This window comes from Campylobacter sp. BCW_4321 (assembly GCF_001763075.1).
GTDB lineage: Bacteria > Campylobacterota > Campylobacteria > Campylobacterales > Campylobacteraceae > Campylobacter_D > Campylobacter_D jejuni.
In genome coordinates this window covers 93,815-109,169 of sequence record NZ_MJYA01000022.1, presented here as the reverse complement: position 1 = coordinate 109,169, position 15,355 = coordinate 93,815, and the positions used below count along the sequence as shown (strand labels likewise).

Annotated in this window: 7 protein-coding genes; 6 read left to right on the top strand and 1 reads right to left on the bottom strand. The window is 30.1% G+C overall.

Annotated features, from left to right (window positions below; translation table 11 throughout):
- Positions 1–467: 467 nt before the first annotated feature.
- The 4 genes from AJN58_RS04360 to ccsA are packed head-to-tail and all read left to right on the top strand — an operon-like array spanning position 468 to position 7,873.
- Positions 468–2,438, top strand: a complete 1,971-nt coding sequence (locus AJN58_RS04360) for a cytochrome c3 family protein (protein ID WP_002854177.1) — start codon at positions 468–470, stop codon at positions 2,436–2,438.
- A gap of 40 nt (positions 2,439–2,478) precedes the next feature.
- A complete protein-coding gene (locus AJN58_RS04355) occupies positions 2,479–4,548 on the top strand; it encodes a rhodanese-like domain-containing protein (RefSeq protein WP_083265163.1) in 2,070 nt (689 codons plus the stop codon).
- A gap of 42 nt (positions 4,549–4,590) precedes the next feature.
- On the top strand, positions 4,591–5,175 hold the full coding sequence (locus AJN58_RS04350; RefSeq protein WP_070292023.1) for a SoxW family protein: 585 nt from the start codon (positions 4,591–4,593) through the stop codon (positions 5,173–5,175).
- The gene (ccsA, locus tag AJN58_RS04345; protein WP_070292021.1) at positions 5,168–7,873 is read left to right on the top strand and encodes a cytochrome c biogenesis protein CcsA; all 2,706 of its coding nucleotides are present in this window, start codon (positions 5,168–5,170) and stop codon (positions 7,871–7,873) included. The genes AJN58_RS04350 and ccsA overlap by 8 nt, the downstream gene beginning before the upstream one ends.
- 34 nt (positions 7,874–7,907) lie before the next feature.
- Here ccsA and ggt read toward each other — a convergent pair whose 3' ends face one another.
- Entirely contained in the window at positions 7,908–9,578 is a 1,671-nt protein-coding gene (gene ggt, locus AJN58_RS04340) for a gamma-glutamyltransferase (protein WP_070292019.1), read from the bottom strand.
- Positions 9,579–9,807: 229 nt separating this feature from the next.
- On the opposite strand from ggt, the gene AJN58_RS04335 reads away from it, so the two are divergent.
- Both AJN58_RS04335 and AJN58_RS04330 read left to right on the top strand, forming a co-directional pair.
- The gene (locus AJN58_RS04335) at positions 9,808–13,512 is read left to right on the top strand and encodes an Eco57I restriction-modification methylase domain-containing protein (protein ID WP_070292017.1); all 3,705 of its coding nucleotides are present in this window, start codon (positions 9,808–9,810) and stop codon (positions 13,510–13,512) included.
- On the top strand, positions 13,512–15,320 hold the full coding sequence (locus AJN58_RS04330; protein WP_070292015.1) for a pentapeptide repeat-containing protein: 1,809 nt from the start codon (positions 13,512–13,514) through the stop codon (positions 15,318–15,320). The genes AJN58_RS04335 and AJN58_RS04330 overlap by 1 nt, the downstream gene beginning before the upstream one ends.
- Positions 15,321–15,355: the final 35 nt, after the last annotated feature.

The window sequence follows — 15,355 nt, the reverse complement described above, 5'->3', positions numbered from 1 at the left end:
TGATACTACGCCTTACTGGCAGGGGGAAAGTAGCTCATTGCGGACTTGTTAAATGTCTTCATTACTTACTTTATATATAAATCCTATGTTTATTTTTATTGTTGTTTTAGATGGTGCTTAGAATAGTGTTTAAAAAAGAGTTTGTTGCTGGTTAAGGTTTTTAAGAGAATAGGGTGTTTTTAGGGGTTTGGAAAGTTAAGTATATTTGTATGGATTGTATAAATTTAGTTCTTTTAAAAAAGTTGTTTGCGTGATCGGCTACTTGGTTTATTGATAGAATTTTAAATAAAAAATAGAAATTAATATATAAATTCACGATGAAATTGTTAATTTTATTAATTATTAAGTTTAATTAACATAAACTTTATATATAAAAGTTAATATAATTTAAATAAGATAATTTATATCTTAAACTATTTATTTCATAATTATATTATCTTAAAAATTTTATTTATAAGGTGTATCTTATGAAAAAGCTTATTTCTAAGGGAAAGGTTTTAACCCTATTACTTGGGGTGGGATTTGCTTTAAATGTGAGTAGTGCAGAAAATTCAAATGTTCTTATTCAAGGAGAAGCTGCACAAGATGGCGATACTAAACCAAGAACGCTTGAGGGTTATGTGCACCAAGAAGATGCGTTTTTTAAATATCTTAAAGAACATCATCCTATGTTTAAATATGAAAAAGAAGGTCGTATAGTAGGTAAATATGCTATTAGTGATAGGGAAGAAGAATATGTAGAATTTTCTAATGGTCCTACTTTTGCACAGCAAAACAATCTAGCTCATACTTCAGTGACTTATCGTTTAGGAATGGAATCTTTTTTAGATTTTCCAAATAAATTTGTAGGTCCAAAAAAATGTGGTGAATGTCATCCTGCTCAATATAAAGCTTGGGAAAGATCACGTCATGCAAAAACCGTTCGTTTTCCTGATGAGTTTGAAGAAGTAGGAAATGATTTAAAAAAACCTATGTATAACTCACAATCTACTATTTTACCAGATGGAATTTATCCTGATGATGTCTATGCTGTAATTGGAACACCTAGAACAAAATATGGTTTTATTGATAGATGGTTGGTTCGTGGAACTTATCATGTTGAAGATGGAAATCTTAGTAATATGACAGGAAAAATTGTAGCTGGCGGCAATCAATTCTCAAGGCTTTGGAGTGAGTTTTTAACACCTGAAATGACCAAAAAAATAGCAGAATTTTCTCCAGGTTTCCCTACTACTATGGAACAATTTGGAGGTAATGGCTCTCAAGTTTGGGGAACAAATTCTTATGCAGCACAATATCGTAAAAATATGCTTTTTCAGCCTGCAAGTTCTTATTGTGAAACCTGTCATAGTTTTAAATTTGATTTTAAAAGCAAAGAAGAATTTTATAAAGCTTTAGGAAATACTCAAGAGCTTAGAAAACATACAATTTCAAAAGGTATTTCTTGTGAAGAATGTCATGGTGCAGGTGCTCATCTTTATGGTGCTAGAGGTGCAGGTATGCCATCAAACTGCGAAAGATGTCATCAAAGATTTTCTTATAATGAAGAAGATGCTAAGAAAAATCCTAGAAAACCATTTAATGCCTTCTTTAAATCTAGCTGTCCAGCTTGTGGAACTGAAGGTGCGCAAATGTATAGTTCAGCTCACTATGATAAGGGTATGAGATGTTCTACTTGCCACGATCCTCATGAGGTTACTTTCAATGATTGGAAAGATGGATATACTAAAGTAGGGCTTAAAAAAACTTGTACAGATTGTCATGACACACAAGCTAGCTTCTTTAAACAAGGAGGAATTCATTCAAAAGATAATTGTACAGCTTGTCACATGCCAAATATGATGAGTTGTGAAAACTTTGGAGCAGTTCAAAATCCCGATAAAGGTGGATTTGATAATGTTAGAGCTTCTCACATTTGGAAAATAAAAGTTGATAAAACTGCTAAAACTCTTAATCCGCCAGAAGGTAAAGAAAGATCTCCAAAAACTCCAGGATGGACCATCGCTAGAGATGATGATGGAAGATTTTTCCTTGATTTAATGTGGGCTTGTGGACGTACAAGTTTTAGTGATCCAAATTTAATGGGGCCAGGTGCAAGTGGATGTCACAGTGCGGTTCAATCAAATTTACCTAAAAAACTTCATTTTACAGATCAAGAGACTATCTATGACATTGTTGTAGGTTGGCAAAAACCTGTAAAAGATGGATATGAAAATATTCTTAAAGGCGTGAAAGAAATTGATAAAGCTATGGCTGAAAATCCTAAACTTTCTGTAGAGAAAAAATCTCGTGTTATTACTTTGGCAAATCAAGCAAGGGCTATTGCAGAAAAATTGCAAAAAGATGGTTCTTGGGGTGTGCATGGTCCTGTTTACTCCAAAAAAATAGTAGATGAGGCTTTGGTTTATATACAAGAAGCTAAAAATATTTTAAAATAAAATTTTCGCCCATTTTTTGGGCGAGTTTAAGGAGTAAATTTTGAAACAAAGTTTAATAAAATTTATATTGCTTGCTGTTTTTTGTTTTTCAACCCCTTTTTTACTTGCTGACGGAAAAATTCAAATAGGTATAGTTGAAGGTGTAACTCCTATCAGCATGAAAGATGCTGAAAAACTTTTAGGGCAAAAAAATGTATATTTTGTGGATGTTAATTCCAAGGAAGAAAGAGAAGTTGCAGGTAATATACCTAATGCTGTTTTAGTTGATGCGCAAAATTGGCAAAATTTATTACCTGATGATTTTAATGCAACTTTAATTTTTTATGGGTCGAATCGTTTTACTTTTGATGCTTCTAATATTGCAAATTTAAGCCAAAAATTAGGCTATACCCATGTTTATGTTATGTTAGATGGTATAGAATCTTGGGTGCTTTCTGGAAGAAAAGTTCAAAAAGAACAAATAGAAAAATGGCAAAACCCTAAAAATTTAGATGATTTTAAAGATAGTATTCATTCAAGAATGTATTTTGGAGATGTTCCAAGTTGTAGGGATTGCCACGGAAAAGGCGAAGATAAAAAATCTATTCGCTATAATAATGCTGCAAATTTAGATCTTATCAATAAAAACTGCGCAAGTTGTCATAAAGATATAGATAAAGAATTTAAACACAGCATTCATCAAAATATCAGCCAAATACAACTTGATAAAGATGGAAAAAAGAAAAAAATTCCAACTTGTACCACTTGTCATGATATCCACAACAACGATCCATTAATGAATGCAATGACCTCAAAACAAAGAAGTGATTTTAAGTGCGGTGAATGTCATCAAGATAAACAAGATCGCTATCATGATACTTTTCATGGTAAGGCTATGGTATTAAATAGTCCTGGTAGTGCTCCAAAAATCGCAGCCTGTTATGATTGTCACGGCAAACACAATATTTTAAAAGTTGAAGATTTAAACTCAACCCTATCGTCTTTAAATCGTGTTCAAACTTGTGCACAGTGTCATCCAAATTCTAATGAAAATTTTGCCAATTTTATTGCACATGCTGATCATAGTGATGGAGAAAACTATCCTTTACTTCACGGTGCTTATATCTTTATGACCGCTTTAGTGATAGGAGTTTTTGTATTCTTTGGTTTGCATACTTTACTTTGGAGTATAAGACTGATTTTAGCAAGATTTTCACATCCTGCAGGATGGAAAAAAGCAAAAGAAAATGCACACAATGACAAGGTTTTAATCAAACGTTTTTCAACCTTCCATAAAATTCAGCATTTCTTTATGGCGGTAAGTTTCTTAGGACTTGCTTTCTCGGGTTTGCCGCAAAAATTTTATACCGCTCCTTGGGCACAAACCATGATAGATCTTATGGGCGGACCAATCGGTGCAACCATAGTGCATCATATTAGTGCTATTGTTATGTTTATAGTCTTTTTCTCTCATATTGGAGAAATCATACTTGTAAACTGGAAAAGAAGAGATTTAGTGCGTGATCCACAAACAGGAAAACTTGATAAAATGAAAATTTTAAAAGCCCTTTTTGGACCTGATTCTTTAATGCCAAATTGGCAGGACTTTAAAGATATGAAAGCACATTTTAAATGGTTCTTTGGCATGGGTGAAAGACCACAATTTGACCGCTGGACTTATTGGGAAAAATTTGACTATCTAGCAGTATTTTGGGGTATGTTTGTTATAGGACTTTCAGGATTGGTTTTATGGTTCCCTACTTTCTTTAGTACCTTTTTACCAGGTTGGATGATCAATCTTTGTTCTTTAGTGCATTCTGATGAAGCTTTACTTGCAACAGGATTTATCTTTGCAATCCACTTCTTCAATACTCATTTTAGAGCAGATCGCTTCCCTATGGATATGGTAATTTTCTCAGGAACCCAAAGTGAAGCCGAGATTAAACAAGAAAGAAATGCGTATTATCAACGCCTAAAAGAAAGCGGAAGGCTTGAAAGTTTATATGAGAAAAACTCTAAATTTAATTCTTATAAAAGCATTGCTAAATTAGCAGGTTATTTGATGCTGATTACGGGAATGATCTTTTTATTCTTGATGATTTATGCTTTTATAGTGGATTTGTTAAAATAATAATTGCCTAGGTTTTCTAGGCAATTTAAATGAAAGGATTTGATGTTAAAAAAACTGATTTTAGGATTTATAATATTGTTATTTTGTGCTTGTAATAATGAAAAAATAGATGAAAATATTCTTTCTAAAGGAACAAAAACTACAGAACAATACAAACAAGATGCAAACAATCTTGATCTCAATTCTTACAAAGAAATCGCAGAATTTTTTAAAGACAATCAAAATATTGTTTTTTCTGACAAACCTGTGCTAATTATTTTTAGTGCAAATAATTGTGTTTATTGCGATAAATTAAAACACGAAATTCAAAACAACAAAGAAGTTCAAAATATCTTAAAAAACACATATAATTCTTATTATATCAATACAAGTTATCATAAAATTCATAATTACGATAATAAAAAAACAAGCATAGAAGAACTTTCAAGAGAATTCAATATAGACGCTACGCCTACTTTGGTATTTTTTACTCCTAAACATAAAACTTTACTGATTTATCCTGGTTTTATGAGTGCTAAACGCCTTGCTTTGACTATGGAAATTTTAAAAGATGAAAAAAATCAAAAGCTTAATGAAGATAAGCTTTTTAAAACACTTTTTCTAGCATACAAGGAGAAAAATGTTTAAGAAAAGCTTTTTTTCCTTTTGGATGAGTCTTATTTTACTTTTTATCTATGCTCTTTCTTGTGCAGTAGCGACTTTTGTCGAAAATGATTTTGGCACAAATGCTGCTAAAGCCTTAGTTTATAATGCTTTATGGTTTGATATCTTACACCTTTTGCTTTTAATCAATCTTATAGGTATTATTTTTATACACAAACTTTTGCAAAGAAAAAAATACGCTTCCTTGCTCTTGCATAGTGCTTTTATAGTAATTTTACTTGGCGCTGCAATCACGCGTTATTTTGGCATAGAAGGAGGTATGCACATTAGAGAAGGACAAAGTTCTGATATCATTGTGACAAGAGATGAATTTATAGCCTTAATGCTTTATAATGATGAAGGTAAGGTTGTAGAATATCAATCCTTTGGAGTAGCTTTTAATCCTTTACTCCATAATAGTTTTGAAAAAAAAGTTTCCATGCAGCAAAATAAAACTATAAATTTAAAACTACTTGATTATGAAAAAGCTCCTAATGCAATAAGCAATCCTATCATCAAAATGCAAATTTCTTTTAATAATGAAAGCAAAGAAATTTTACTCACTCCAAATTACAACAATGAAAATGTTTTACCTTTTAGACTAGGAGGTGAAATTTTTGCACTCAACTGGGGTCCTGAAGAGATCAAACTGCCTTTTTCTTTGGCTTTAAAAGATTTTATCCTAGATCGCTACGCAGGTTCTATGAGTCCTTCTTCTTATGCTTCAGATATAGAAGTGATCGATCAAGATAAAAGTTTTGAGTATAAAATTTTTATGAATAATGTTTTAGATTATGGCGGATATAGATTTTTTCAAAGTTCTTATGATCAAGACGAACAAGGCACCATACTTTCAGTCAATAAAGATCCTGGAAAAATTCCAACCTATATAGGCTATACTTTGCTGACTTTAGGTTTTTTATGGATTTTATTTGCTAAAAACTCAAGATTTCAAAAATTATCAAACTATCTTAAAAATCAAAAAAATCTTTTATTAATTCTTTTTTGTCTTTTTGCTTTTAACATAAAAAGTTTTGCCGATGAAAATACCTTAAAGCTTATACAAAATATCAAAGAAAATTCTGCAAAACATTCTATGCTTTTTGGAAGCTTACTTGTGCAAGACTTTGATGGCAGGATAAAACCTATCGATACTTTAGCGATGAATTACATCCATAAGATTACCAAAAAAAATGATTTTTTAGGTTTAAACTATAATCAAATTTTTCTTGGTATGATGATGTATCCACAACATTTCAGACAAATAAAAATGATTAGCGTAAAAACTGCAAAGCTAAAAGAAATTTTAGGTGTAGATAAAAATGAAAAATATCTTGCTTATGATGATGTTTTTGATGGAGATTTTTACAAACTTTCAAACTATATAGAAGAAGCAAACCGCAAAAAACCTGCTCTAAGAGATCAGTTTGATAAAGATATTTTAGCTCTTGATGAAAAAATCAACACTGCTTTTTATATCTATAGCGGAGAAATTTTTAGAATATTTCCTGATCCAAGCCAAAAAACCTATACTTGGTATTCTCCTGCTACACCTATGCCTTTTGATTTAAAGGATATAGAAAATATACAAAGCTTATTGGCAAAATATTTTTTTGATTTTGAACAAGCTCTTAGTACCAAAGATTTTTCTAAAGCCGATGAAAGTTTAGAAAGACTTAAAAATTTCCAAAATTTTTATAGATCAAATCTTATCCCTACACCTACTCAAATTTCTTTAGAGCTTTTTTTAAATCATTATAATATTTTTGACAATCTCACCCCTATTTATCTTTTACTAGGTAGTATGCTTTTTATCTTATTAGTCTATGAAATTTTAAGCCTTAAAAAAGCTCCAAAAATGCTTAAAAATGCCATTTTTATTCTCATTGCTTTAAGTGTTTTAGCTCATGCTTTAGCTTTAATCTTTCGTTGGTATGTAGGAGATCACGCTCCTTGGAGTAATGCTTATGAAAGTATGGTTTATATAGCTTTTGCTTGTGCTTTTGCGGGACTTGTTTTTTATAAAAGATCTTCTTTAGCGCTTTGTACCGCAAGTATTATGGCTGGAATTTCTCTTTTTGTAGCACATCTTGGTTTTATGGATCCACAAATTACAAATCTTGTGCCCGTTTTAAAATCCTATTGGCTTAATATCCATGTTTCTATCATCACTGCAAGCTATGGATTTTTAGGACTTTGCTTTTTTCTTGGAGTATTTAGCTTGATTTTATTTATGTTAAGAAATCCAAAAAAAGCTCAAATAGATCAAAGTATTTTAAACTTACATTGTATCAACGAAATGGCGATGATAATAGGACTTGCTTTACTCACTATAGGAAATTTCTTAGGTGGAGTTTGGGCAAACGAAAGCTGGGGAAGATACTGGGGTTGGGATTCTAAAGAAACTTGGGCTTTAATTTCTATTATTGTTTATACTATGATTTTACATCTTAGATTTATCTCAAAATTTAACAATCCTTACGCCTTTGCAAGTGCGAGTGTTATAGGATTTTATTCTATTTTGATGACTTATTTTGGGGTAAATTTCTATCTATCAGGATTGCATTCTTATGCAGCAGGAGATCCTGTGCCTGTGCCTAAATTTTTATATTTTTTCATTGCTTTTACAGTGATTTTAATTTTAGGAGCATTTTTTAAAAGAAGACTTAAAAATCCTGTATAAATTTACCCTTGAAATTTCAAGGGTAAATAAGAAGTTAGAATTCTTTTCTTGTATCCATAGAACCTACGATTTTTCCAGTTTTTGGATCGGCCATGATAGCATTTACATCACCCATATAAGGTTCTTTTGTGATTTTATAGCCCATTTTTTCAAGATTGTTTTGCACATCTTTGATGATTCCAAAAGGCTCTGTTCTGATTTCATCAGGTAGCCACTGCATGTGAAATCTTGGAGATTCTACCGCTGTTGATATATCCATTTTATGATCGATCACATTTGAAATCACTTGTAAAACTGTCGTGATGATCCTAGAACCACCTGGGCTACCTACTACCATAAATACTTTTCCATCTTTTAGTATGATAGTTGGACTCATAGAGCTTAAAGGTCTTTTTTTAGGTTCTATAGCATTAGCTTCTCCGCCTACAAGTCCGTATAAATTTGGCACCCCTGGTTTGATTGAAAAATCATCCATTTCATCATTGAGTAAAAACCCTGCCCCTTCAACCGCAGCACCTGAACCATAACTCGCATTGATAGTATAGGTAATGCTTACAGCATTGCCTTTGCTATCTAGCACAGAATAATGAGTGGTATTATGTCCTTCGTGAATTTGTCCTAAACCAGGTTTTACTTTTGAGCTTGGTAAAGCCTTGTCTTTTGGAATTTTTGCATAAATTTCTTTGGCGTATTCTTTGCTTGTAAGTTTATCAAGTGGGATTTTTACAAAATCAGGATCACCCATGTATTCTGATCTATCCGCATAAGCTTGACGCATAGCTTCAGCCATTATGTGTAAAGTTTTAGAGCTTGCAAAGCCTAAATTTTCTATATTGGCATTTTCCATGATATTTAAAATTTCGATGATATGAGCACCCCCACTGCTAGGTGGCGACATGGAAATGATATCATAACCCCTATAAGTGCCTTCTACAGGTTTTCTCCAAATAGCTTGGTATTGTGCTAGATCTTCTTTAGTGATAATGCCTTTGTTTTTAGCCATATCCGTTGCTATTAAATCAGCGATTTTTCCCTTATAAAAAGCATCAGGACCTTCCTTTGCGATAAGTTTTAAAGTTTTTGCTAGATCTTTTTGGACAAATAAATCCCTGCTTTTATAAGTGCTACCATCTTTTTTAAGGAAATATTTGCTTGAACTAGGAAATTCTTTAAACATATCTTTAGCTTCTAGCATGGTTTGTTCTTGTCTATCGTTGATGAGATAACCTTTTTCAGCTAGTTTTATAGCAGGAGCCATCAAGTCTTTTAGTTTCATAGTGCCGTAGCGATCAAGCATAGCACTCATACCTTTAACCGTTCCTGGTACTCCAGCAGCTAGATAACCTATAGTTGAAGCATCTTTTATAACTTCTCCTTTGCTATCAAGATACATATCTCTGCTTGCTTTTAAAGGTGCCATTTCTCTAAAATCAAGCGTGGTATTTTCTCCATTGGCTAGATGAATGACTGCAAAGCCACCACCACCTATGTTTCCTGCTGCAGGATGCACTACAGCCAAAGCATAACCTACTGCTACAGCTGCATCTATGGCATTTCCGCCTTTGTCAAGAACTTCTTTGCCTATTTTATTGGCTAGTTCATGACTTGATAAAACAAGTCCTGTGCCCGTTCTATCTTGTATAGGCGGATTAGCTGCACCAAAACTTAGCGTGATTGAAATCGCAAATATAGCTAAATAACGCATTTTACTCCTTTTTAATGATATATAGAATTATTGTAACAAAACTAGGGGTATTGATAAATTTAAAAAATGATATATTTTTACAAAAATATTTAAAATTTTAAAATTTTGTATCAAATATTCTCATTTTATATAATTATTTTTTTATAAAATTACAAAAAGTAACTTTTAAATTTTATACCAAACTTGAGATTTTTTTGCTAAAATATTTAAAATTTATTGAAAGTGCAATATGAAATTTGAAGCTATAAATGAAAAAGAATTTTTAAATCCCTACCACCGCAAAAAGCCTATCTTAGAAACAGAACTAAACGAATTTATCAAAACTATAAAAGACTACAAAATAAATTTAGAAAACAATCTCAAAAACAACGAAGATTCCCTTGTGGCAAACGCTCTTAGCAAATTTTTTGAAAATTTATCTTTTCAATGCGAAGTCAAAAGCATACACAAAGGCAACAGCGGTATAGACTTAGCCTTAAAAAAAGATGGTCTTGCTCAAGTCATCATTGAAGCAAAACTACCTCATTCTAGAGAATTTTTTAGCCCAAGCAAACCCAACTGCAAGGCTTTGCATGAGTGCATTTTATACTATCTTCGCGAAAGAAAAGCGTTAAATTCATCGCTTAAGCACATCATCATCACGGATTTTTATAGCTTTTTTATCTTTAAGGCGGATTTGTTTGAAGAGCTTTTTAACAAAAGCAAGTATTTTAAAGAAGCTTTTGAAAATTTTGAAAGCAAAAACTCGCTTTTTAAAGGCAATACCGACGAAATTTATAAAGAATTTGAAAAGATTTTAAATGGCGATAGCACTTTAAAAGGGCTTTTTGTGGATTTAAAACCTATCTTAGAGCAAGATAAATTAAGCTTTGGTAAGCTTAAGCCTTTGTTTAAAATTTTTAGCAAAGATTGTTTGCTAAGTGAGTTTAACCCCAACGATGCAAATTCACTCAACAACGCTTTTTACAAAGAGCTTTTATATATCTTAGGGCTTTGTGAGAGCAAACAAAATTCAAAACTCATCATCGCAAAAAGTGAAGAAAGTAAAGAAGAGCAAGGCACTTTCTACACCGCTATAAATTCTAAGCTTGAAAAAGAAAATTTTGAAACCATCTTAAAACTTTTGATCTTATGGCTTAATCGCATTTTATTTTTAAAGCTTATAGAGTCAAATTTGGTGCGTTTTAATGATGATAAAAATTTGAAATTTTTAAATTTCAAAAAAATCCCTGATTTTGACAAGCTTAGCGAACTTTTCTTTGAAGTCTTAGCCAAAGAAAAAAGCACGCGAAAGAAAAGCGAATTTGCTTATCTGCCTTATCTAAATTCTTCTTTGTTTGAAAAACAAAGCATAGAAAACACACTTGAAATTTCAAGCTTAAGCAATGACTTAAAGCTTTTTTACTATAAAAACACCGTGCTAAAAGATGATAAATGCAAGGCTAAAAAAGGACAAGTGGGGCTTTTGGAATACTTGTTTGAATTTTTAGATAGCTTTGATTTTGGTAGCGATGATGAGCAAAGCGAAATTTTAAGCCAAAAAGAACTCATAAGTTCAAGCGTTTTAGGAAATGTGTTTGAAAAACTCAATGGCTACAAAGAAGGGAGCTTTTACACGCCAAGCTTTATCACTTCTTATATGTGCAAAGAAAGCATCACAAAAGTTGTGCTTGATAAATTCAACGCTCAATTTGATCTTGATGCTAAAAATATAAGCGTACTAAGAAAGTCTTTAAGAAAAGAAGACAAAAAAGCACAAAAAGAGCTTTTAAATTCTATAAAAATTTGCGATCCTGCGGTGGGAAGCGGGCATTTTTTGGTTTCTGCTTTAAATGTTATGTTAAGCATTTATGATGAGCTAAATCTTTTTGATGAAGAATTTTATCTAGAAGTGCAAAACGATGAAATTCTCATCACGGGTAGAAAAGGTGAGTTTATAGAGTATAAACGCCCAAAAACACCTAAAGATAAAGCCCATCTTATCCAGCAAGAACTTTTTCATACCAAAAAAGACATCATAGAAAACAACCTTTTTGGAGTCGATATCAACCCTAACTCATGCGAGATCACCAAGCTAAGGCTTTGGATAGAGCTTTTAAAACATAGTTTTTATCAAAGCTTTGATGATGAGAATTATCACGATCTTAAAACCCTGCCAAACATCGATATAAACATAAAATGCGGAAATTCTTTGGTATCTTACTTTGAAACAGGCAAAAGCCTAAACCACTATCCTAACATCAAAGAACGCATTAACAAATACAAACGCATAGTAAAAGACTATAAAGAAGGCTTTTACACAGATAAAAGCCACATCAACCAAGAGATAAAAAATCTCAAAATTTCTTTTAAAAATTTCTGCTTTGCAGATAAATTTAAAAAAGAAATGAAAAGCTTTAACGATAAATATGAAAAATACTCTAAAAAATACGGAAATTTCTTAGCCATAGATGATGAAAATTTGAAATTCTTTGTTAGTGCGAATTTGACTCTTTTTGACTTTGATGAAAAAGAAGCCACAAAAGAATTTGCAAATCTTAAAAAAGAATACGACAATATCTTCAACTTAGAAAGCAATCATCCTTTTGAATGGCGTTTTGAATTCCCTGAAATTTTGGACGATGATGGAAATTTCAAAGGCTTTGATCTCATCATCGGCAATCCGCCTTATATAAAAGAAAATGATAATAAAGATCTTTTTACCAATACAAAAAAGTTAAGAACTTATCAAGGAAAAATGGATATTTGGTATCATTTCGTAGGGCGTGGATTTGATATACTTAAGAATAATGGATATTTAGCATTTATCGCTACAAATAATTGGGTTACAAATTCAGGGGCTAAAAAACTACGCAATATAGTTTTAGAAGAATCTCAAATTTTAAGCCTTGTTGATTTTAGTTCTTTTATGGTGTTTGATTCTGCAAGCATACAAACTATGATAATGCAATTTCAAAAAATAAAACCGCCTAAAAATTACGAATTTCATTTTGCTAAAATCACAACCCAAACTCCAATTTATGAAGATGTTATAAATCTTTTAAAAAATGAAAAAACCCAAAACAATGAAATTTTAAGCATAAATTTAACTCCAAAAAAATTTATAGATAAAACTTTGAATTTCACAAAAAGCGACTATGAAGAACTTTTTAACAAAATCCAAAAATATGGAAAATTTTACCTTGAAGAAAGTGAAGTGGCACAAGGGATAGTTCCAGCTATAGATGAAGCTTTTGTGATAAAAGATAAAAATGTTTTTTCCAAAAATGAACAATGTTTTATAAAAGAATATTACACAGGATTGAGTGGAAAATTTTATTCTAGCTTTACTGATAAATATTTGATTTATTTGTCTAATAAAAATTATTCTGGAAATTTAGATGATTTACCTAATTTGAAGCAACATTTTCAAAAATATAAAGAAATACTGAAAGAATCAAAAATTAAATATAAAACTCCAAATAAGCCATACTTTTATTTGCATAGAGAACGAGAAGAAAAATTTTTTAAAAAAGGTGAAGAAAAAATTATTTCACAAGTTAGATGTATAGAGCCAATTTTTGTATATTCTAATGAAAATTTTTATGGTTCTAGAGCATTGTTTTTTATTCAGACTTGTAGAATTAATTTGAAATATTTAACTGGAGTTTTAAATTCAAAACTCATAGCTTTTTGGTTAAAGCACAAGGGAAAAATACAAGGAAATCTATTCAAAATTGATAAAGAGCCTTTGCTAAATATCCCTGTAGTAAATATAAATTCTAAAAATGAAAAATTAGCAAACAAGCTTATAAGTTTAGTCGATGAAATTTTAAAAGCCAAAGAGCAAGACAAAAACGCAAATACCCAAGAACTAGAAAACAAAATCAATTCTTTGACTTATAAACTCTATAACTTAACCGAAGAAGAAATAAAAATCATTGAAGGGAAATAATGAAAGAACTAACAAAAGAACAAAGACAAATCATAGAAAACAAAATCAAACAAGAGGTTGAAAATTTTAATACTTTTTTAGATAGGCAATACTGCATTGACAAAATTTATAAAACGATTATAAATCGAATAAAATCACATTACGATATTGGATTTGATTTTTTGACAATTATTGAAAAAAATATAACCGAAATTGATAAAATTTCCTATGAAGTTATAGCAATAGAAGAAATAAAACAAATTTTAAATATTGAGGATAATATAAGATACATATCTGGTGTATTTTATATTTTTGGTTTATCTAGAACAAATTTAAAGACACAAGTTCATGGAGTTGTAGATATTTTATCATTATTTGAAACCTATCCTTTAGTGTTTGATCATTGTATATTTACCCAAAGAATAGGATATTTTAATCAAATAACAAATATTAAAAAAATATCTTTTTTAAATTGTAATTTTAAAAAAGAAGTTTATTTAAATTTTCAAGAATGCTTAGATATTTTTCAAATGGATAATTGTGTATTTGAAGATAGGGTTACCATTAAAGGAAAATTTAACGATAATGTTTATTTCAATAATTCTATTTTTAAAAATTACGCTGATTTCCACGAGTGTGAATTTGAAAAAACAGCTAGTTTTTATCGAGTGAGATTTGATAAAACTCCAAATTTTTCTCAAGCGATTTTCAAAGGAAATTTAAATGTGGTTAATATAAATTTAAATTTTACTTTTGATGATTTACAAGAGAGAGTCAAACAAGAATGCACTTCTTACGAAAGTCAAAGAACAACTAAAAAAGCAGGCGTTATACCAAATTTATATCAAGAAAAATCCTTAGATAAATTTGCCAATGATTTTAGAGATTCTTTTAGGACTTTTAAAAATGCTTTGATAAAAGATAACAATCTTTTAGACGCTTCAAATTTTCATAAATACGAGCTTTATTGTAAAGAGATAGAGCTAAAACAAAATTGGGATAAAAAAGGTGAGAATGTAAAAAATACGACAGATTTAGAAAAAAATGTTTCGAGAATTCGGGATTTTGTGGATTTTTTACTTTTAGGATTTTATAGAAAACTTTGCGATCATCACACAGACTTTTTAAAAGTTTTTAATAATCTTATATTACTAATTAGTTTATATATTTTGTTTATTTTTGTAGGAAGCTTTGAGTTTGATTTGGAAAAAAAATCTATACAAAATTTAAACAAAACTTCAGATATGTTTTCTTATTTGACAAAAGTCAAGGAAGTAATTATAAATTTTTCATTTATGCAACAATATTATAATCATATTTTAATTTCTTTTGTTGCTGTTTGTTTTATTTGTCTTATAGTAATATTTTATAAGATTTTCAAAAATATAAAATTAGATTTTATAATAATTAAAAATATAATATTTAAAGATATAATTAAAAGTATATTAATTTTATGTGTTTATTTATTATTTTTGCTAATTATCTTAATTTATATAAACATTTATATTCCAAAAAATCAAAATAATTTAAATATTTTATCTAATATAGGAATATTTTTTACATTTTGTATTTTTTATTTATGGATGGTATGTTTAAATACATTATTTCTAAGATATATTTTTATATGTATAAGTTATATTATTGTTATTATATCTATGGGTGCTAATATAACTATTTTAAATCCTTTTATTGGAAAACTTATCAATGATAAAATATTTTCAAATGATCCTTTGTTTATATATCTAACATTTGCTTATACTATTTTAATATTTTTAGTTCTTTTTTCACTCCAAAAAACCGCACGCAAAAATTCCATAGTGCCAAGTTGAAAAATTTAAGGTATTGTGATGAAAATTTGCAACAA

Coding starts and splice junctions, on each gene's coding strand:
- ccsA (WP_070292021.1), top strand. CDS start 5,168: ATGTTTAAGAAAAGCTTTTTTTCCTTTTGGATGAGTCTTATTTTACTT.
- ggt (WP_070292019.1), bottom strand. CDS start 9,578: ATGCGTTATTTAGCTATATTTGCGATTTCAATCACGCTAAGTTTTGGT.
- AJN58_RS04330 (WP_070292015.1), top strand. CDS start 13,512: ATGAAAGAACTAACAAAAGAACAAAGACAAATCATAGAAAACAAAATC.
- AJN58_RS04335 (WP_070292017.1), top strand. CDS start 9,808: ATGAAATTTGAAGCTATAAATGAAAAAGAATTTTTAAATCCCTACCAC.
- AJN58_RS04360 (WP_002854177.1), top strand. CDS start 468: ATGAAAAAGCTTATTTCTAAGGGAAAGGTTTTAACCCTATTACTTGGG.
- AJN58_RS04350 (WP_070292023.1), top strand. CDS start 4,591: ATGTTAAAAAAACTGATTTTAGGATTTATAATATTGTTATTTTGTGCT.